Origin of the sequence: Rhizobium sp. LjRoot254, from assembly GCF_964254105.1 — a bacterium.
GTDB lineage: Bacteria > Pseudomonadota > Alphaproteobacteria > Rhizobiales > Rhizobiaceae > Rhizobium_E.
In genome coordinates this window covers 364,035-382,436 of sequence record NZ_CAXUSM020000001.1, presented here as the reverse complement: position 1 = coordinate 382,436, position 18,402 = coordinate 364,035, and the positions used below count along the sequence as shown (strand labels likewise).

Annotated in this window: 15 protein-coding genes and 1 pseudogene; 13 read left to right on the top strand and 3 right to left on the bottom strand. The window is 62.2% G+C overall.

What is annotated here, in order from left to right; genetic code table 11:
• Positions 1-56 precede the first annotated feature (56 nt).
• From ACSQ26_RS01935 to ACSQ26_RS01900, 8 genes and pseudogenes are all read left to right on the top strand, one after another.
• Positions 57-875: a DeoR/GlpR family DNA-binding transcription regulator gene (locus tag ACSQ26_RS01935; RefSeq protein WP_436015060.1), complete on the top strand. Its 819-nt coding sequence runs from the start codon at positions 57-59 to the stop codon at positions 873-875.
• 106 nt (positions 876-981) lie between these two features.
• A complete protein-coding gene (locus tag ACSQ26_RS01930) occupies positions 982-2,511 on the top strand; it encodes an FGGY-family carbohydrate kinase (protein WP_436005750.1) in 1,530 nt (509 codons plus the stop codon).
• Positions 2,508-3,281, top strand: coding sequence for a DeoR/GlpR family DNA-binding transcription regulator (locus ACSQ26_RS01925; protein ID WP_436005748.1), 774 nt, complete (start codon positions 2,508-2,510; stop codon positions 3,279-3,281). The genes ACSQ26_RS01930 and ACSQ26_RS01925 overlap by 4 nt, the downstream gene beginning before the upstream one ends.
• The gene (locus ACSQ26_RS01920; protein ID WP_436005746.1) at positions 3,278-4,993 is read left to right on the top strand and encodes an FAD-dependent oxidoreductase; all 1,716 of its coding nucleotides are present in this window, start codon (positions 3,278-3,280) and stop codon (positions 4,991-4,993) included. The genes ACSQ26_RS01925 and ACSQ26_RS01920 overlap by 4 nt, the downstream gene beginning before the upstream one ends.
• Before the next feature lie 347 nt (positions 4,994-5,340).
• Positions 5,341-6,903 carry an autotransporter outer membrane beta-barrel domain-containing protein gene (locus ACSQ26_RS01915; protein ID WP_436005744.1) on the top strand — a complete coding sequence of 521 codons (1,563 nt, stop codon included), beginning with the start codon at positions 5,341-5,343 and terminating at the stop codon, positions 6,901-6,903.
• Between the two features lie 71 nt (positions 6,904-6,974).
• Positions 6,975-7,164, top strand: a pseudogene (locus ACSQ26_RS01910) (glycerol-3-phosphate dehydrogenase); the annotation flags it as partial.
• 223 nt (positions 7,165-7,387) lie between these two features.
• A complete protein-coding gene (locus tag ACSQ26_RS01905; protein WP_436005742.1) occupies positions 7,388-7,840 on the top strand; it encodes an SRPBCC family protein in 453 nt (150 codons plus the stop codon).
• A 98-nt stretch (positions 7,841-7,938) separates the two neighbouring features.
• On the top strand, positions 7,939-9,000 hold the full coding sequence (locus ACSQ26_RS01900) for an adenylate/guanylate cyclase domain-containing protein (protein WP_436005740.1): 1,062 nt from the start codon (positions 7,939-7,941) through the stop codon (positions 8,998-9,000).
• 32 nt (positions 9,001-9,032) lie between these two features.
• Here ACSQ26_RS01900 and ACSQ26_RS01895 read toward each other — a convergent pair whose 3' ends face one another.
• From ACSQ26_RS01895 to ACSQ26_RS01885, 3 genes are all read right to left on the bottom strand, one after another.
• Positions 9,033-9,410, bottom strand: a complete 378-nt coding sequence (locus tag ACSQ26_RS01895; RefSeq protein ID WP_436005738.1) for a VOC family protein — start codon at positions 9,408-9,410, stop codon at positions 9,033-9,035.
• A 52-nt stretch (positions 9,411-9,462) separates the two neighbouring features.
• Positions 9,463-11,883, bottom strand: coding sequence for a GcvT family protein (locus tag ACSQ26_RS01890; RefSeq protein ID WP_436005736.1), 2,421 nt, complete (start codon positions 11,881-11,883; stop codon positions 9,463-9,465).
• A gap of 152 nt (positions 11,884-12,035) precedes the next feature.
• On the bottom strand, positions 12,036-12,965 hold the full coding sequence (locus ACSQ26_RS01885) for a LysR substrate-binding domain-containing protein (RefSeq protein ID WP_436005734.1): 930 nt from the start codon (positions 12,963-12,965) through the stop codon (positions 12,036-12,038).
• 187 nt (positions 12,966-13,152) lie between these two features.
• Here ACSQ26_RS01885 and ACSQ26_RS01880 point away from each other — a divergent pair, with 187 nt between their 5' ends.
• From ACSQ26_RS01880 to ACSQ26_RS01860, 5 genes are all read left to right on the top strand, one after another.
• Positions 13,153-14,691, top strand: coding sequence for a trimethylamine methyltransferase family protein (locus tag ACSQ26_RS01880; RefSeq protein ID WP_436005732.1), 1,539 nt, complete (start codon positions 13,153-13,155; stop codon positions 14,689-14,691).
• Positions 14,692-14,852: 161 nt separating this feature from the next.
• The gene (locus ACSQ26_RS01875; protein WP_436005730.1) at positions 14,853-15,515 is read left to right on the top strand and encodes an ABC transporter permease; all 663 of its coding nucleotides are present in this window, start codon (positions 14,853-14,855) and stop codon (positions 15,513-15,515) included.
• Complete coding sequence (locus ACSQ26_RS01870) at positions 15,512-16,627, top strand: ABC transporter ATP-binding protein (RefSeq protein ID WP_436005728.1); 1,116 nt, start codon at positions 15,512-15,514, stop codon at positions 16,625-16,627. The genes ACSQ26_RS01875 and ACSQ26_RS01870 overlap by 4 nt, the downstream gene beginning before the upstream one ends.
• Positions 16,624-17,379: an ABC transporter permease gene (locus ACSQ26_RS01865; protein ID WP_436005726.1), complete on the top strand. Its 756-nt coding sequence runs from the start codon at positions 16,624-16,626 to the stop codon at positions 17,377-17,379. Before ACSQ26_RS01870 ends, ACSQ26_RS01865 begins: the two co-directional genes overlap by 4 nt.
• Positions 17,380-17,404: 25 nt before the next feature.
• Complete coding sequence (locus tag ACSQ26_RS01860) at positions 17,405-18,298, top strand: glycine betaine ABC transporter substrate-binding protein (protein ID WP_436005724.1); 894 nt, start codon at positions 17,405-17,407, stop codon at positions 18,296-18,298.
• Positions 18,299-18,402 lie beyond the last annotated feature (104 nt).

Here is an 18,402-nt window from a genome sequence, read left to right as displayed (position 1 = left end):
GCGACCAAACATTGGATGGCAGAGACGTGACGAACAAGGCAGCAGTCGGCCAGCTCATGTCGGAGCAGCTTCCCAGCGACAGCAGGCATGCGCGCCAGCTGGTGCGCCGGCAGTTGATCGCCGAAGCCGTGATGTCCGAGGGCTCGATGCGGATCGAGGATCTGACCGCCCGTTTCGGCATCAGCCTGATGACCGCGCACCGGGATGTCGATGAACTCGTCAGCCGAGGGCTGTTCCGCAAGACGCGCGGCATCGTCACCGCCGCCCCCACCAGCCTGATCGAATCCAGCGACGTCTACCGCTCCACCCGCCAATCCGCCGAAAAACGCGCCATCGCCGAGGCCGCGATGCAGTTCATCGAGCCGGGACAGGCGATCTTCTTCGACGACTCCACAACCGTGCTGCAGATGGCAGCGCTGCTGCCCGCCAAGGTGCCGCTGACGGCGATCACCAATTCGCTCAACCTCATGAACGCGCTGCGTGAAATCCGCGACCTGACCATCCTCGGGCTCGGCGGGCATTTCTACAATTGGTGCAATGCCTTCATGGGTCGCATGACGACCAACGAGATCATGCGGCTGCGCGCCGACACGGTGTTCATGTCGATGTCCGCGATCATCGACGACACGGTGTTTCACCAGTCGCCGGAGATGGTGGAGACCAAGCGCGCGATGTTCGATTGCGCCGCCAGGCGCATCCTGCTCGCCGATCACACCAAGTTCGAACGCCGGGCGCTTCACAGCTTCGCGGCTCTCACGGAATTCGACATCGTGATCGTCGATGACGGCACGCCGATTGTGCATCTCGAGCGGATGCGCTCCAAGGGCATCAAGGTCGTCGTCGCCCGCACGGAACGGCAGAACGGCCTAGTTTGACCGTAAGACCTTATCGGCGACAAATTTTTTTGTAACACACATTGCCGTTAATATCACATTTTGATATGTGCATTTCATATCGATCGCTCATATCTGGACATTCTCCGTGCCAAGCCTTCTCGGCATCGACAACGGGTTGACCGTCACCAAGGCGGTGGTCTTCGACATCGATGGCACACCGCTCTCCGTCGCTCGGCGGCGGGTGCCGCAATTGATGCCGCAGCCGCGCCATGTCGAGCGCGATATGGACGGCCTATGGCTGGCAACCGCCGAGGCCATTGGGGAAGCCGTTTCCAGTAGTGGTCGACCAGCCGCCGATATCGTTGCAATCGCCGCCACCGCACACGGCGACGGGATCTATCTACTCGACGCTGGCGAACGACCGCTTGGCCCCGGCATCCTCTCGCTCGACAGCCGCGCGGGCACGATCGCCGACGATTGGGCTGCCGGGCTCGTTGCCCAACAGGCGCTCGTGCTGACCGGCCAGATGCCGCATGCCTCGGCGCCGGCGGCCCTGCTCGCCTGGATCAAGATCCATGAACCCGAGCGCTACCGCCGCATCGCCCATATCCTGAGTTGCAAGGACTGGCTCCGCTATTGCCTCACGGGCACGATCGGAACCGACCGGACCGAAGCCAGCACCTCTTTCACCTCGGTCACCGACCAGACCTTTTCCATCGACGCGATGCGGCTGTTCGGACTGGATGAACTCTATCGCGCGCTCCCTGCCGTCGCTGGCTCGGCGGAGATCGTCGGGCATGTCAGCGCCGCCGCAGCGAAACTGACCGGCCTCACCGAAGGCACGCCGGTCGCGGCCGGCTTGCATGATGTCACAGCATCCGCGCTCGGCATCGGCGGCCACAGGCAGGGCGTCGTGGCGATCGTGGCCGGCACCTATTCGATCAACGAGGTTGTCTCCGCCCAGCCCAAAGTCGATCCCCGATGGTTCTGCCGCAACGCCATCGCACCCGGCAGGTGGAACAACATGGCGATCTCGCCCGCATCGGCCGCAAACTATGACTGGTTCCTCGACACACTCTGCCAGGCCGAACACCAGAAGGCGGAAGCAACCGGCCAGTCCGTCCATGCCTTGCTTGGCCCCGAGATCGACGCCGCATTGGCCCGGCCATCGACCGCCATCTTCCATCCCTATCTGTTCGGTTCGCCTTACGGTTCAGCCGCCAGCGCCAGCTTCCTCGGGCTGCGCGGCTGGCAGGACAGGGGTGATATGCTGCGCGCCGTGCTGGAAGGCATCGCCTTCAATCATCGCGTCCATATCGATGCGCTGCGCGACGGCTTCGCGGTGACCGAGGCGCGGCTGACCGGCGGCGCCTCGCGCAACCCGGCCTTCGCGCAGATGTTTGCCGACATATTGGGAATGCCGGTCACGGTCACCGCCACCGACGAGGCGGCGGCTTGGGGCGCGGCGCTCTGTGCCGGGTCCGGTGCCGGTGTCTTCGCGAGCCCAAACGACGATCCGCGCAATCTGGATGAAATGCAGCAGACCTATAGGCCGGATAGCGGCCGCAGCGCCACCTATCAAACGCGCTACGCACTCTTCCGCGATATCGCCGATGCCCTTCAACCGCTCTGGCCCAGGATCGACGGACTGGCATCAGGGGGAGACACTCCATGAAAGTCGACAATCGCCTCGATGAAATCGCCAACTATGTAATCGAGAAGGGTGAAGTGCGCATCGACGAGCTCGTCACGCGTTTCAACGTTTCCCGCATGACCATCCACCGCCATATCGATCGCCTCGCGCAGCAGGGCGTGATCCGCAAGCTGCACGGAGCGGTCAGCGCCCAGCCGTCCGGCATTTATGAAAGCCTGTTCCGCTACCGCGAGACTGTTGCGACAGCCGAGAAAGCAGCATTGGCCCAAGCGGCACTCGACTATATCTCGGGCGGCGAGGTGATCGTGCTCGACGATTCCTCGACGGTCAATGCACTCGCGCCGCTTCTGCCGGAAGCCGCGCCGCTGACCGTTGTAACCAATTCGGTACCCGCACTCGCGACGTTGCGAGATGTCGATGGCATCGACCTGATCTGCACCGGGGGCCAGTATCACCGCACCTACAATGCCTATATCGGGCACAATTGCCTCAATACGATCGCTCGGCTGCGGGCCGACGTGTTCATCTGCTCCGCCTCCGCCGTCGATGGCACGACGGCCTTCATCCAAGACCAGCAGGTGGTGAGCGTCAAGCAGGCGATGATGGCCTCGGCGAGCAAACGCATCCTGTTGGTCGACCACACCAAGTTCGGCAAGGTCGCGCTGCATGTGTTTGACGATTTGACGTCATTCGATGCGGTTCTCGTCGATGACCGCCTACCCCCGGCGGAAGCCCAGCGGCTGAGGGATGCCGGCGTGCGGCTGCAGGTCATCAGGACTGTAAGGAAATGACCGGCGCAATGGCTGAAGACATGAACACCCGCATCGCCCGAATCTCGCAGGAGGACGTCGATGTCCTTATTATCGGCGCCGGCATCAATGGCGCCGGCCTCTTCCGCGATCTCTGCGAGCAGGGCGTCAATTGCCTGATAGTGGACAAGGCGGATTTCGGCTCCGGCACCAGCGCCGCCCCGTCGCGGCTGATCCATGGCGGGCTCAAATATCTCGAAACCGGCGAATTCGGGCTGGTGGCGCAATCGACGCTGGAGCGGAACCTGCTGCTCCGCAACGCGCCGCATTGTGTCGAGCCACTGCCGACGTTGATCCCAATCTTCTCCTGGACGCGCGGCATATGGGCTGCACTCCGCACCCTGATGGGCTCCACGCGCGCGCCGCGCAGCCGCGGCGCCGTGCTGATCAAGATCGGCCTGGCCCTCTATGATTTCTACGGATCACGCAGCCGGGTGATGCCGCGCCACAGCCTCGTCGGCAAGACCCGCGCCCTGCGCGACCTGCCAGCACTGACCAAGAAGATCGTGGCTGCCGGTACTTATTACGATGCCAAGATCAGCCGCCCGGAGCGACTTGTCTACGAACTGGTGCGCGATGGTCTCGATGCGAACCCCCGGTCGGCCGCCTCCAATTTCACCATGCTTGCGTCTGCCTCGGAGGGTGCGGTGACATTCCAGCAACCAGGCGGAACGTTCTTCTCTGTACGGCCGAAGATCGTCATCAATGCCGCCGGCCCCTGGATCGATCGCGTCAATGCGTCTCTAGGCGTCGAGACGCACCTGATCGGCGGCACGAAGGGATCGCACATCCTTCTCGATCACGACGAACTGATCCGCAGCCTGAACGGCCGGATGATCTATTTCGAGGCCGATGACGGGCGGATCTGCCTTGTTTTCGATTATCTCGGCCGCGCGCTGGTCGGCTCGACCGATATCCCCGCCGGCGACCCCGAGAATGTCCGCTGCGAGGATTGGGAGATCGAATATTTCCTCGACAGCCTGCGCTCGCTGCTGCCGGGGCTTCAATTCAGCCGCGACCAGATCGTCTACACCTATAGCGGCATCCGCCCCTTGCCCGCATCGAATGCCGCCGAGCCCGGGCTGATCAGCCGCGACCACAGCGCGCCTGCGATCGAACCGGTTCAGAACCGCCCCTTCCCCATCATCTCGCTGGTCGGCGGCAAGTGGACGACCTTCCGGGGCTTTGCGGAAGAGGTCGCCGATACCGTATTGGCACGGCTGAAGCGCGCACGGGCGATCTCGACCCGCGACCTCGCCATCGGCGGTGGCAGAGATTTTCCGAAGGACGCATCCGCACGGGCGTTGTGGATCAAAGGGATGGTCGCCCAGGCCAGTATTTCCGAGACTCGGACTGACCAGCTTCTCTCCCGCTACGGCACCACCGCACGCCAGATAATCGCCCACCAGTCTGAATGGACGGATGCCGACCGCCTGCCGGATGCCAGCGACTACAGCCTCGCGGAAATCGACTGGGTCGCCCGCAACGACATGGTGGTCCATCTCGCGGATATCGTCATGCGCCGGACGACGCTCGCAATGTCAAGCAAGCTGACGCTGCGCGACCTCGAAATCATCGCCGGCGTCGCCGCTCAAGGGCTTGGATGGGATGACGCCCGCCAGGATCACGAAATCTCATCGCTCAAGGCCATGCTGGTGCGGGATCACGGCGTTGCAGCCGCGCCGGAGGCGTAGCGCCGGCGAAGCCGTCCGTCCGGAACCTTGCGCCCTGTTTGCTCTCATTTTAGCGCCAGCTTAAATTACAGCTTAAATGCAACTTCCTGCATATAAATGGCCTGCATATCATGCTATTGATTCGCGGTCGCTGTTCATGAGGTGGGGCAAGTTCCATACATCCTTTGGAGGGGGCAATGCAGGCTACACGTGCGTCCAGGTCGTTTTCGCCGCGTCATGCGACCAGCGATCGACAACCGGACACCGTTTCGGGACCAGGGCATTTTCACGTAGTTCAGGAACAATCCTCGCATGGGATTTGTGGCGCGCTTCGACACCTACGGCCATCAGGAACCATATTCGTCGGCATGGCGATCACCTCGCTATACTTTATGGCAAGCGCTAGCGAAGCATTCGCCGGGAACTGCGATTCGCGCGGTGGCCTGGCCTATCTTGGCAACGTAAAGGATGGAACGCGCTCGGTGTGGCTATCCGGAACCACTGCCGGTGTCTTTGGCCTTGAATCGGCCCAGGGCGGCCAAACCGTCGACAACTGGACCAAGGATACGCGTGGCCTACACCTTTCGCTTTCCCCATTCGTTTCGAACGGAAATGGCGGAACACACAAGCTTTACGATCTCTCGGGCAAAAAACCTTGCCTGCTCGATACGCAAAACCAGAAGCGTGCGCTTATTCCACCGGACTTCACGTTTCCCGAGGGGCGTCCGGATAACCACCTGCCGCGCGTCTTTCCCGACTTCGCGTTGCCAGAGGGTCGTCCCGACAACGACTTGCCGCACGTCATCGACCTGCCCGAAGGACGTCCAGACAACGATCTGCCACACGTCATCAATCTGCCCGAGGGACGTCCAGACAACGACCTGCCGATCATCCCGCCGGGTTGGCGCGATGGAACTCCCGATACGGATGATACCTCCCAGCCCGATCGCTCGGCGATCAAAGGAGCGCGCGTGAGGCCTGTTCGCACGACGCGGGATTGTGTCGATCCGCGCTCAGTGGATGAAAATCAAAAGCGCGAACAGCCGATATGCCGGGAACTTGTTCCCGAGGAGGCCGCAAGCCAGCTCTCGCAAGTGCCGCTGACACCTGGCCGTGATCTGCCTGCGCCGTCACCGTGGAATTTCTGGTGGGATACGCAATTCACCGACATATCCGACGACCGTCACGGACGCGACAGCGACACGCTTGCCCGCTCGCTGACCCTAGGCCTCGATCGCCGGATAACCGACAATTTCGTCCTCGGCATGTCCCTTGCATTGGAAGACAGCTCGACAGGCTCGTTCAACGAAACGCTGAATATCGATACCGAGGGATTCAGCGTCGGGCCGTATGCGGCCTACCGCCTTACCAAGCACTGGGCCGTCGACGCATCCCTGACCTACGGAAGGTACAGCAACGACGTGAACCTGAGCGTACTCGACGGCAATTACGATTCGGAGAAGTTTTCCGGATCAGTCACGCTCCAAGGGCAATACCAGTATGGCGAATATTTCTTCCGCCCCAGGACAACCGTCAACTTCTCCCACGTCGAGAGCGACAGCTACGACCTTTCGGGCCGCCTGCTCAATCTGCCGGTCAGCCTGTCACTTGCGGGAGATAGCTTTAACTATGGTGTCCTTGATCTGGCCACCGAGGTCAGCCGGTACGTCCGCTTGCCGGGCGGCAAGCCGATTGTCGTGTTTGGGGAGCTTGGCGCTCATTACGAATTCGAACGCCCGGGTGGCGGCAAGATCCTGACTGCCGATCTCTCCGAGGTAACGACTTCTCCCTGGACGTTTTCAGCCCGCTCGGGATTCAGGACCCTGCTCAAGGACAACCTCCAGGTCGAGGCAACAGTCGGATACCTGAGCCTCGGCCAAACAAACCTTGATGTCTGGGAAGGAAAACTGCGCGTCTCGTGGGCTTTCTGAGGCGGGTGACAAACTGGCAAACTGGCAGCCGGCCGAGCCGGAGCGCTACCAGGGTTAAACCGGATCGCCAGCCCGGCCTGATCAGTCGCGATCACGGCGCGCCTGCAATCGAGCCGGAGCGGCGGACGCCTCTTCCCGATCATCCCGCTTGTCGGCGGCAAGTGGACGACCTTCCGGGGCTTTGCGGAAGAGGTCGCCGATACCGTACTGGGCGGGCTGAAGCGCGCACGGGCCATCTCGACCCTCGCCATCGATCTCGGCCATGCTTCTTAGAGATCATGGTGTCAGGTTTTAGCACGTCGCATCATTTCAGACGGGCCCTGCGGAAAATTCGGTCTTGATAGTCAGGCGTCGCGGCAGCATCTTATTAAAGGCACTCCTGCCTGTCATGTTGCCGCGCCAAGGCGTCTCGCGACAAACGGGACAGGCTCGACTATCCTCCGCCTCCGCCGAGGCTCGCCAAAAGCAACCGTGGGAGAGACCGATGCAAGAAGCCCTCTTGGTACACCGTGAAGCACACATTCCGGCGCCGCCCGCCTCGGTATTTGCCCTCCTGACCGATCCTGAGAAGATTCTGCGCTGGATGGGGACAGAGGCACAGCTCGAGCCGCAGCCCGGCGGACTCTATCTGGTCAACGTCACCGGCGCGCGCTTTGCCCGGGGCTCGTTTCGGGAAGTGGTGCCCGTGCATCGTCTGGCCTACAGCTTCGGTTGGGATGGCAGCGAGGTCGTGCCGCCGGGATCGAGCCTGGTCGAAATCGATCTGGCCGACGAGGCGCCGAACGGAACGCTGCTGCGCCTGACCCACACCGGCCTGCCCAATGCCGAGCAATGCGCGGGTCATAACGAAGGCTGGGCGCATTACATCGGCCGGCTGGCCGTGGCTGCTGCCGGCAAGGACCCAGGCCCGGACCCGATGGCCGGCAGGACCGGCTGAGACGCTGGTTCACCGGGCGGCCGGCGACACATGGCGGGCGGGTGCAATTTCGCGGTCGAACGGATGACAGCCCGTGACTGTCATGCCATGATCCCGGCATGAACCTCTCCGCCCCCCTCGCCTGGCTGGTGGACCATGCCGGCGCATCACCGAGCCCCGAATCGTTCCTGGCCGAACTTGGCCGCAGGCTGCTGGCCGACGGCCTTCCATTGGCCGGCGGGGCGCTTACGCTCGCCGTGCCGCATCCGATCATCGCCAGCCGAACCTGGCTGTGGCGGGCGGAGACCGGCGCCGTGATCGAGGCATTGGATTTCCCCGGCAGCCCGCCCACGAAAGCCGGACACGACTGGCTGGCCGGACTTGGCCCGGTGCAGGCGGACGTGGCGGGCCGTGCTTCCAACAGCCCTTTGCTGGGCTGGGCTTGGGCCGGCGAATTCAGCCCCGATGAGGCCGAGCGCCTGCGCCAGGTCACCCGCTTCGCAGCAGCGCCCTTGGCCGCCCTGGCAGCGAAGGCGGCGCAGACGGCGCTCCTCGAAGCCTATCTCGGCCGGCGCACCGCCGCCCGTGTGCAGGCCGGGGGCATGCATCGCGGCACCGGCGAGACAATCCGGGCAGCGCTTCTGTGCACCGATCTGCGCGATTTCACCGCCCTCTCCGAGGTGACCGAACCCGCGGCGATGATCGCTGCCCTCGACGCCTGGTTCGACCGCGTCGCTGGCGCAGTGCATGCTTTCGGCGGCGAGGTGCTGAAATTCATCGGCGACGGCGTGCTGGCTATTTTTCCGGTCACCAGCCCATCGGCGGCTGAAGCCTGTGACGCGGGGTTGCGCGCAATCGTTGCCGCGCGCGCCGGCATGACCCATCTGGACAAGACCCGCCAGGCCCAGGGACTGCCGCCCTTGCCATTCGGCGCCGCACTGCATTTCGGCGAGATACTATGGGGCAATATCGGTTCGGCCGACCGGCTCGATTTCACCGCGATCGGCCCCGCGGTCAACCTTGTCAGCCGGCTCGAAGGCTTGTGCCGGCCGCTTGGCCGCAGCGTACTCATATCAGGCGCGGTCGCGGCTGAGACGACCACAGCCTTGGTCCCGCTGGGCGAACACACATTGCGCGGCATCGCAGCTCCGTGCGCGGTCTTCACGCTTCCCGGAGACTGAGCCCGAGCGAACGTTCGATCAGCAACTCGAAGTCAGAGGCGATTGCTCACCTCGACGAGGTTCAAGTCCGGATCTCGAAAGTACACCGAAAGTATCCTGCCGACCGCCCCTGCCTTCTCGGCCGGACCTTCGACAATCTCGACATTCATCGATCGAAGCTGCTCGACCACCTCGGCGATCGGCGTGTTCGTCAACACGCAGAAATTGCCACTCCCCGGCACGGTGCGTTTCGCAAGATCCGGAGACGACTGCACATCCTGAAGGCTGATCTTGTTTGATCCAAAATGCAGGGACCATTTACCCGGCCGCTCCTCACGGCGCTGCATTCCGAGGACGCGCTCGTAGAATTCGAGCGTTTCCTCGACGTTTTTGACGCAGAGAACAATATGGTCGAAGCCGAGTATGTTCATGTCTCGACATTACGTTCATGATCGGGCTGCTTCAAGGCGGGAACAGTTGCACTCACGCCCTGAGTCTAAGGCCATCCGCATCGAATGGCGGCCTTTCCAATATGGTTGCTTCATGCGGCCGGCCGAGGATGGCGACGCTGACCTTGTCGCCGGGCTTGGCGGTGCCAGCCTTGATGTAGCAAAGCGCCAGCGACATATCGACGGAATAGCCATAGGCGCCTGAGGATACCTGGCCGATCGGTGTGCCATCGGGAAGGAAGATCGGCTCACCGCCGGTCGCGTCCGCATCCACGGCATCGATTGATACGATGGCGAGCTTTTGGCGCGGCGCCTCCGACGCAACTTTCAGATAAGCGTCCTTGTTGAGGAACTCACCTTTCTCCAGTTTGATCAAGCGATCGAGCCCGCTCTCCTGCGGCCAGTATTCCGGCGAATATTCGCGGCTCCAGCTGCCGTAACCCTTCTCGATGCGCAACGACATCAACGCGCGTGAGCCAACCGGGCCGGCGCCGAGTTCATTGCCGGCATTGAGCAGGGCATCATAAAGCTCCTCCTGTTTGGTGGCATAGCAATAGAGTTCCCAACCGAGATCGCCGGTGAACGAGACGCGAAGCGCCACGACGTCGATGCCCGCAACCACCATCCGCCGCGAGCGCATGAACGGGAACGCCACGTTCGACAGGTCCTCGTTGGTGAGCCGCGACAGCAGTTCCCTCGATTTCGGCCCGGCGACATTGAAGGCACACATGCTCTCCGTGAGCGATTTGAACATGGTATTTTCCGGCAGCGGCACGGCCTTGAAGAAACGCTGATGGAAACGCTCGGCAATGCCCGATCCGAAGATCATGAAATCACCTTCACCGAGCTTCGTCACCGTGAAATCGCCGGCAATGCCACCGCGTTTGCCGATCAGCGGCGTGAGGCAGGAGCGCCCCACTTCCGTTGGCATGCGATTGGCGAAGATGGCGTCCAGCCAGGCCCCTGCGCCTTCGCCCGCCACCGAATATTTCGCGAAGTTCGAGATGTCGATGATACCGGCATGCTCGCGCAGCATGCGCGCTTCGCGGCCGACCGGACCCCACCAGTTCTGCCTGGTGAAGCCGATCGATTCTTCGCGTGGCTCTTCGCCTCGCGCGAACCACAGGGGATGTTCCCAGCCGAAATTGAGGCCGAAAAGTGCGCCCATCGCCTTCTGTTTCTCATAAGCCGGGCGCACGCGCGCCGGCCGGCCGGCCGAACGCTCCTCGTTGGGGAAATGTATCTTGAAGCGATGGCTGTACTGGTCCTGCACCCGCGCCTTTGTGAAGGCCTTGCTGGCCCAATGGCCGAAGCGCGCGACATCCCAGCCGAACATGTCCAGCGACGGCTCGCCCTCGATCATCCATTCGGCGGCGAGCTTGCCCATGCCGCCCGATTGCGAGAAGCCGGGAATGATGCCGTTGCAGCAGAAGTAATTGTTAAGCTCCGGCACTGGCCCGAACAGGACAGCGCTGTCCGGCGACCAGATCATCGGGCCGTTGATGACGCGCTTGATGCCGGCGGTGCCGACAGCGGGCACGCGGTCGATCGCCCGCATCATGTTTTCCTCGATACGTTCGAGATCGTCCGGAAAGAGTTCATGCCCGAAATTCTGCGGCGTGCCACCCTCCGCCCAGAATTTCATGTTGCGCTCATAGGCGCCGATGAGGAGGCCGAGCCCTTCCTGGCGGAGATAATATTCCCCATCGCGATCCGCGACTGACGGCAGGCGACGATCAAGTGCTGCGATCTCGGGAATGGTTTCGGTGACGAAATACTGATGTTCGGTTGGTATCAACGGCAGTTCCAACCCGGCCATGGCCGCGACTTCACGGCCCCAGAGCCCGGCTGCGTTGACCACCCACTGCGTGCGAATGTCACCCTTGGTGGTCCGCACGATCCAGCTGCCGTCCGGCTGCGCCTCGGTGCCGATCACTGGCGTGAAGCGATGGATCTCGGCGCCCCGCTGGCGCGCGCCAGCAGCATAGGCCATGGTAACGCCCGACGGATCGACATTGCCGCCCTCCGGCTCGTACATGATGCAGCGAATGCCATCGAAATCGACGAGCGGATGCAGGCGTTCTGCCTCGTCGCGCTGGATCTCGTAGAAATTCATGTTGTAGCGGCGGGCCTTGGCTTCCTGGAGCCGGAGCTGATGCTCGCGCGCCTCGGTCTGCGCCAGATAGAGCGAACCCGGCTGGAATATGCCGCAACCCTGCGCGGTCTCCACTTCCAGCTCCTTGTAGAGCGACATGGTGTAGTGCTGCAGCAGGCTGATATTGGTGGAGTCGTGCAGGCCGTGGATATTCGCCGCCGCGTGCCATGTCGAACCCGAGGTCAGTTCATCGCGCTCCAGCAACACGACATCGGTCCAGCCCAGCTTTGCCAGATGATAGAGAATCGAACAGCCGATGAGTCCGCCGCCGATGATGACGGCTTGAGCATGAGTGCGCATTGCGTTGCAGCCCCAGGAATGATGACCAAGTTTCAGATCGGCAATCCAGGCCGCCGACTGATGTCATCTTAGAGACAGGTCAAATCCGGGGAAAGCACCGGCACGCACGGTTCTCGCTTCGAATGGCCAAATAAAACGATGCCATTGAGCCTTCAAAAATCAACGGTCGAATTCGTCCGGTCCGGCTGCGACGACTGCGGCATGAACCGTTCCGCTTCCGCCAATATCCATTCCCGGACCTTTTTGACCACCGCACCCTTGGACACCTGGCTCTCCGAGAGATAGTAGTTCCACGGGCTGGCGACATGGTTCGGAAACGGCTCGACCAAAAGCCCCCGTTCCATATAAATGCGCGCGAGCGAGAGCGTGGTCACCAAGCATCCGGCACCGTTGGCGGCGAGTTCGAGCGCGATGTTGGTCGAGTTGGTCGACAGTCGCTTGTCGTTCACCGCGGCATCGATGCCGAGTGCAGTCGTCATGTCCTGCCAGAGTTCCTGGCGGCCATGCACCGCGATCCAGTTGGCCTTGAGAATGTCCTGGGGGGCCTTGAAAGCATCGGGCCCGGCGGCGAACTGCGGTGCGCAAAGCAGTGCCAAACGGTCCTCCCACAGCTGCAACGCGCCCTCCGGCTTGTTGTCGTAGCGGCGGATAGAGATCACGAAATCCGCGATCTGCTCGGTCCGCTCTTCCCAGATCGTTCCGTGCAGCAGGATTTCGACTTCGGGATTCTGCTTGCTGAAATTGGCGATGCAGCGGGAGAGCCAGTTCTCGGCGAGACTGGTCGGGCAGGAGATCACCACGGTCCTGTTGCGCACCGCCGCCAGCACCGACTCGGTGGCGAAATCGATCTGGTTGAGCCCTTGCCGCAGGGTGGGGAGAAAAGCCTCTCCCATTTCGGTGAGTTCCAGGCTCCTCGGATAGCGGATGAAAAGCTGTCGCCCGAGATACTGCTCCAGCGCACGCACGTGGTTGCTAATCGCGGCCTGCGTATAGCCGAGTTCGTTGGCGGCCTCGGTGAAACTCAAATGCCGGGCTGAGCATTCGAACGAGCGGATGTAGTTGAGTGGCGGAGGTGGCTTCATGATATCCCTCTTTGCGAGACAGCCTAAATCCACCCACTCCACCGCCGCAATAGTCATTTGCGCCATGACCTCGTTTTTCTTGGTCATTGCCGACGTTCTTATCGTGTGAAGAGCGCCCGCACTTTGGTCATAGTTCGACCGTGGAGGAAGCGATGCAGTCAGCATTCGTCAGGAAGGGCATTCGGCAATGAGTCAGGACCGGCGCGGCGGCGGACGGCGATCACGGATCGCGCGGGGCGGCAGCGGCATACCGCAAATGCCCTGGCAGGAGGTGCTCAATCCCTATGCGCCCATGCAGATCATGGACGAGGAGCGGATGGAGACGCTGCATCGCACCTCGATGCGCATCCTGTCCGAACTCGGCATCCGCGTGCTGAGCGAAAAGGCCATGGACATTTTCGAGAAGGCGGGCGCCATCGTCGATCGCGAGAACCTGATCATCAAGATCGACGAATCGCTGGTCAATGCCGCGCTGGCAACCGTGCCTTCGAGATTCACGCTGACCAGCCGCAATCCCGAAAAGCGCCTGACCATCGGCGGAAACGCCATGGCTTTCGGTCTCGTGGCCGGCCCGCCCAATGTCCATGATCGGATCAACGGCCGCCGCGCCGGCAATCTCAAGGACTACGAGAATTTTACTCGCCTCGCGCACCATTTCAACGCCATCCACATTCTCGGCAATCAGGTCTGCGCGCCCGTCGAGCTACCCGCCAATTCCCGGCATCTCGATGCCTATAACGCCAACCTGACATTGAGCGACCTGTGCTATCACTGCACGGCCATCGGCGCAGGCCGTGCCATCGATGGCATCAAGATGATGGCGATTGCCCGGGGCGCCAGCCTTGAGGACATGAAGGCGTCGCCCGGCGTGATCACCATCATCTCGGTCAACTCGCCGCGCATGCTCGACGACGCGATGACGGACGGCCTGATCGCCATGGCCGAACATGGCCAGCCCGTGACGATCACCCCGTTCACGCTGATGGGCGCCATGACGCCGGTGACGCTCGCCGCGGCCCTCTGCCAGCAGAATGCCGAGGCGCTGTTCGGGGTGACGCTCACCCAGCTCGTCAATCCCGGCACGCCGGTCATGTATGGCGCGTTCACCTCGAATGTCGACATGCGCTCCGGCGCCCCGGCATTCGGCACGCCTGAAAATACCAAGGCCAATGTGATCGCCGGCCAGCTCGCGCGCCGCTATGGCCTGCCCTACCGTTCCTCGAACGCCAACGCCTCCAATGCCGTCGATCTTCAGGCGGCATATGAGACCGGGATGGCGACCTGGGGGGCGGTGCTCGGCGGCGCCAACCTGATCTACCACGCTGCCGGCTGGCTGGAAGGCGGGCTCACCGCCTCCTACGAGAAGCTCGTCCTCGACGTCGAAATTCTGCAGAACATGATGGGCTTCCTGCGGCCCCTGCCCTTCACGGAGGATGACCTTGGCTTCGAGGCGATCAAGGCCGTACCGGCTGGCGGCCACTTCTTCGGCTCGGAACATACGATGTCCCGCTACGAGACCGCCTTTTACCAGCCGATGCTGTCCAATTGGCAGAACCATGGCGCATGGCAGGAAGCCGGCGCAAAGGACGCGTCGGAACGCGCAACCGATATCTGGCAGCAGGCCCTCCGCGAATACGAGCAGCCCGAGATGGATCCGGCAATCCGCGAGGAGCTCGATGCCTACATCGCGCACCGCAAGGAGGAAATCGGCGCGGGCGAACCCTGACCGGCACGGGAGAGCCGACAGGATTCGCCTCGTAGGAATGAAAGCTGCACATAAATTCAGGATTCTGAGCAATGAGCGCTCGGCGGCTTCGCCCATGGTGAAGCATCAGGACAACGGCGAAAGCCGACGATAACAAAGCCACAAAGGCAGGTTGGGAACGAATGGAGACAGTGGCGTTCATCGCTGACAATATCGACGTGATCGGCACGCGGGCCATCGAGCATATCTCGATCGTCTTTGCGGCTGTCGGCATCGCGATCGCGACGGCTGTGCCGATCGGCATCGCCATCACCCAGTCGAAGAGCGCGGCGGACACTGTTCTCTATCTCGCATCAATGATGATCACCGTACCTTCGATCGCGCTGTTCGGGCTGATGATCCCGCTTCTGTCGCCGATTGGCCATGGTATCGGTTATATGCCGGCCGTCATCGCGGTCATCCTCTATTCGCAGCTCCCGATCATCCGCAACACCTATACGGCGATCGCCAATGTCGACCCGGCGCTGCGCGAGGCGGCACAAGGCATGGGTATGAGCACCTGGCAGCGGCTTCGCCAGGTCGAACTGCCGCTGGCGGTACCGGTCATCATGGCGGGCGTCCGCACCGCCGTCGTCATGAACATCGGCGTCACCGCCATCGCCACCTATATCGGCGCGGGCGGCCTCGGCACGTTCATCTCGCGCGGCATCAGCCAGTCCGATCCACGGCAGCTGATAACGGGCGCATTGGCGGTCTCCTTGCTGGCGATCACCGCCGATCTGTTCCTCGGGTTCCTGCAATCACTGCTGACTTCGCGCGGCATCAAGGTCGAGGTCGCACAATGATCAGGCTCGAAAATCTCACCAAGACCTTCGGCCCGGCAACCAACCCCATCGTGGCCGTCGACAATGTCAACCTCGACCTGCCGACGGGTGAGATCTGCGTCCTGCTCGGGCCTTCGGGATGCGGCAAAACGACGACGATGAAGATGATCAATCGTCTCATCCAGCCGACCAGCGGCAAGGTCTTCATCGACGGCAAGGATACGAGTTCGGTGAACCCCATCGAACTGCGCCGATCCATCGGCTATGTGATCCAGCAGATCGGCCTCTTCCCGAACAAGACGGTGGAAGACAATATCTGCATCGTGCCCGACCTGCTCGGCTGGGACAGGGCCAAGTCGCGCTCGCGCGCCAAGGAACTGCTCGAACTCGTCGGCCTGCAACCAGACCTTTTCCTCAGGCGCTTTCCCAAGGAACTCTCGGGCGGACAGCAACAGCGCGTCGGCGTGCTGCGTGCGCTGGCTGCCGATCCGCCCGTCATGCTGATGGACGAACCCTTCGGCGCGATCGACCCGATCAACCGCGAGGTCATTCAGGAAGAGTTCCTGAAGATGCAGAAGGCGATCCGCAAGACGATCATCTTCGTCTCGCACGACCTCGACGAAGCGGTGAAGATGGCCGACAAGATCGCCATCTTCCGCTCAGGCAAGCTCGAGCAATTCGCAAGCCCAGACGAGCTTCTTGCCAGGCCGGCGAACAGCTTCATCGAGAACTTCCTCGGCACCGACCGGGCGCTGAAGCGGCTGCGGATCGTTCCGGTCAGCAAGGCCATGGTGCCAAACTTCGTGCAGGCCGCTCGGCAAATGCCGATCGCCGAACTCTGTCATCGGCTGAACGCGTCAGTGGTGCCGGCTGCCCTCGTCGTCAACGGCGACGGAATCGCTGAAGCGATCGTCGATGGCGAACTCATCCGGACCGCCGGCGGCACTGTCGCCGATCATGCCAGGCCTGTCCGTGCCACGGTTCCCATAACCGCCGATCTGCGCCAGGCGGTCTCGCTGATGTTCGCACACGATATGCCGGTCCTGCCCTGTGTGGATGAGGCCGGGAAGGTTCGCGGCGTCATGACCTTCCGCTCCATCGTCGACAATCTCGCCAGCGGGGACGAGCCATGAGCCTGCCGGTCACCACAAGCGGCACAGTCGAGGCGCGGCCGGGCGGCATCGCGCCCTATATCGCGCTCGCCGTTCTGCTCCTGGTGATCTACTGGCTCTGGGCCAGCGGCATGGCCGGGGAAATCCTGATCTACTGGGATGACATCGTCTATCTCAGCATCCAGCATATCGAACTCGTGGCCTGGGCCGGCGGCCTTGCGATCATCGTCGCCGTGCCTGTCGGCATCATCCTGTCGCGGCCGTTCATGCAATCGTTTTCCGAAGCGTTCATGCAGGTGTTCAACATCGGCAGCACCGTGCCGACGCTGGCGATCCTCGCGCTGTCGATGAGCTTTCTCGGCATCGGCACCGTGCCGGCGGTCTTCGGCCTCTGGGCCGCGACGCTGCTGCCGATCGTGCGCAACACTTATGCCGGAATCCGTGCCGTCTCGCCGCATCTGATCGAGGCGGCCCACGGCATGGGCATGACGCCGCTGCAACTGCTCTGGCGCGTCGAGCTGCCCAACGCGCTGTTCGTGATCTTCGGCGGGATCCGCACCGCGCTCGCTGTCTGCGTCGGCTCGGCACCGCTGGTTTTCCTCATCGGCGCCGGCGGTCTCGGCGAACTCATCTTCACGGGAATTTCGCTCGACGAGCTGCCGATGATGCTGGCGGGCGCCATTCCCACGGCATTACTCGCGGTCCTGGTCGATTTCCTGGTCGGTCAGCTCCAGTACCACCTCGTTCCACGAGGCATCAATCCACTACGCTAGTTCAACAAGAGAGGAGAAGGGGAATATGTCTATCATTTCGAAATTTGCAAAGGCATTGGCAACGGCTGCGGCACTCGTCATCGCAGGCGGAACCGCCTGGGCGGCGGACACGATCACTGTCGGCGGCAAGAACTTCACGGAGCAGCTCGTCATCGCCGAGATCACCAAGCAGCTTCTGGAAAGCAAGGGCTATACGGTCGACAAAAAGGACGGGATGGGCACCAAGATCGTCCGCGCCGCGCTGGAAAACGGCGAGGTCGATGTCTATTGGGAATATACCGGCACCTCGCTGATCACGTTCAACAAGATCAAGGACCGCCTGTCGCCCGAAGACACCTACAATAAGGTCAAGGAACTTGATGGCGAGAAGGGGCTCGTCTGGCTCGCACCGTCCAAGGCCAACAACACCTATGCCTATGTGGTTCGCGGCGACAACCCGAAGACCGACAAACTGCAGACGCTGTCGGATCTCGCGGCCGCCTATAATGCCGGCACGGCGATCGTCATGGGCACGACCGCGGAATTCCCCAAGCGTCCCGATGGCCTGCTCGGCCTTCAGGAAACCTACGGCTTCGAAGCGGGCCGCGAGAACGTCCGTCCGATGGATCTCGGCCTTGCCTATAACGCACTGGCCAATGGCGACCTCGACACGATCGCCGCGCAGGCAACCGACGGCCAGATCGCAGCGCTCAAGCTGCGCCTTTTGAAGGACGACAAGGGCTTCTTCCCGAACTACGCGCTGACGCCCGTCGTCCGCAAGGAAGTGCTCGACGCGCATCCCGATCTCAAGGAAACGCTGGAAGCCGTTTCGACCAAGCTCGATGATGCCACCATGCAGCGGCTGAACAGCGAAGTCGATGTGGACAAGAAGACCATCGAGACCGTCGCTGCCGGCTACCTGAAGTCGATCGGCATGTAATCGATCGTCCACACGAGGCCTTTGCCCCTCACCCTAGCCCTCTCCACGCAAGAACGGGGAGAGGGACGCTGGAAGCACCAACGCTACCACGTGTCCCTTCTCCC

What these genes read in the sequence shown, in the direction of transcription:
- ACSQ26_RS01935 (WP_436015060.1), top strand. Translation starts at nt 57, where the DNA reads ATGTCGGAGCAGCTTCCCAGCGACAGCAGGCATGCGCGCCAGCTGGTG.
- ACSQ26_RS01925 (WP_436005748.1), top strand. Translation starts at nt 2,508, where the DNA reads ATGAAAGTCGACAATCGCCTCGATGAAATCGCCAACTATGTAATCGAG.
- ACSQ26_RS01920 (WP_436005746.1), top strand. Translation starts at nt 3,278, where the DNA reads ATGACCGGCGCAATGGCTGAAGACATGAACACCCGCATCGCCCGAATC.
- ACSQ26_RS01915 (WP_436005744.1), top strand. Translation starts at nt 5,341, where the DNA reads ATGGCGATCACCTCGCTATACTTTATGGCAAGCGCTAGCGAAGCATTC.
- ACSQ26_RS01905 (WP_436005742.1), top strand. Translation starts at nt 7,388, where the DNA reads ATGCAAGAAGCCCTCTTGGTACACCGTGAAGCACACATTCCGGCGCCG.
- ACSQ26_RS01900 (WP_436005740.1), top strand. Translation starts at nt 7,939, where the DNA reads ATGAACCTCTCCGCCCCCCTCGCCTGGCTGGTGGACCATGCCGGCGCA.
- ACSQ26_RS01895 (WP_436005738.1), bottom strand. Translation starts at nt 9,410, where the DNA reads ATGAACATACTCGGCTTCGACCATATTGTTCTCTGCGTCAAAAACGTC.
- ACSQ26_RS01890 (WP_436005736.1), bottom strand. Translation starts at nt 11,883, where the DNA reads ATGCGCACTCATGCTCAAGCCGTCATCATCGGCGGCGGACTCATCGGC.
- ACSQ26_RS01885 (WP_436005734.1), bottom strand. Translation starts at nt 12,965, where the DNA reads ATGAAGCCACCTCCGCCACTCAACTACATCCGCTCGTTCGAATGCTCA.
- ACSQ26_RS01880 (WP_436005732.1), top strand. Translation starts at nt 13,153, where the DNA reads ATGAGTCAGGACCGGCGCGGCGGCGGACGGCGATCACGGATCGCGCGG.
- ACSQ26_RS01875 (WP_436005730.1), top strand. Translation starts at nt 14,853, where the DNA reads ATGGAGACAGTGGCGTTCATCGCTGACAATATCGACGTGATCGGCACG.
- ACSQ26_RS01870 (WP_436005728.1), top strand. Translation starts at nt 15,512, where the DNA reads ATGATCAGGCTCGAAAATCTCACCAAGACCTTCGGCCCGGCAACCAAC.
- ACSQ26_RS01865 (WP_436005726.1), top strand. Translation starts at nt 16,624, where the DNA reads ATGAGCCTGCCGGTCACCACAAGCGGCACAGTCGAGGCGCGGCCGGGC.
- ACSQ26_RS01860 (WP_436005724.1), top strand. Translation starts at nt 17,405, where the DNA reads ATGTCTATCATTTCGAAATTTGCAAAGGCATTGGCAACGGCTGCGGCA.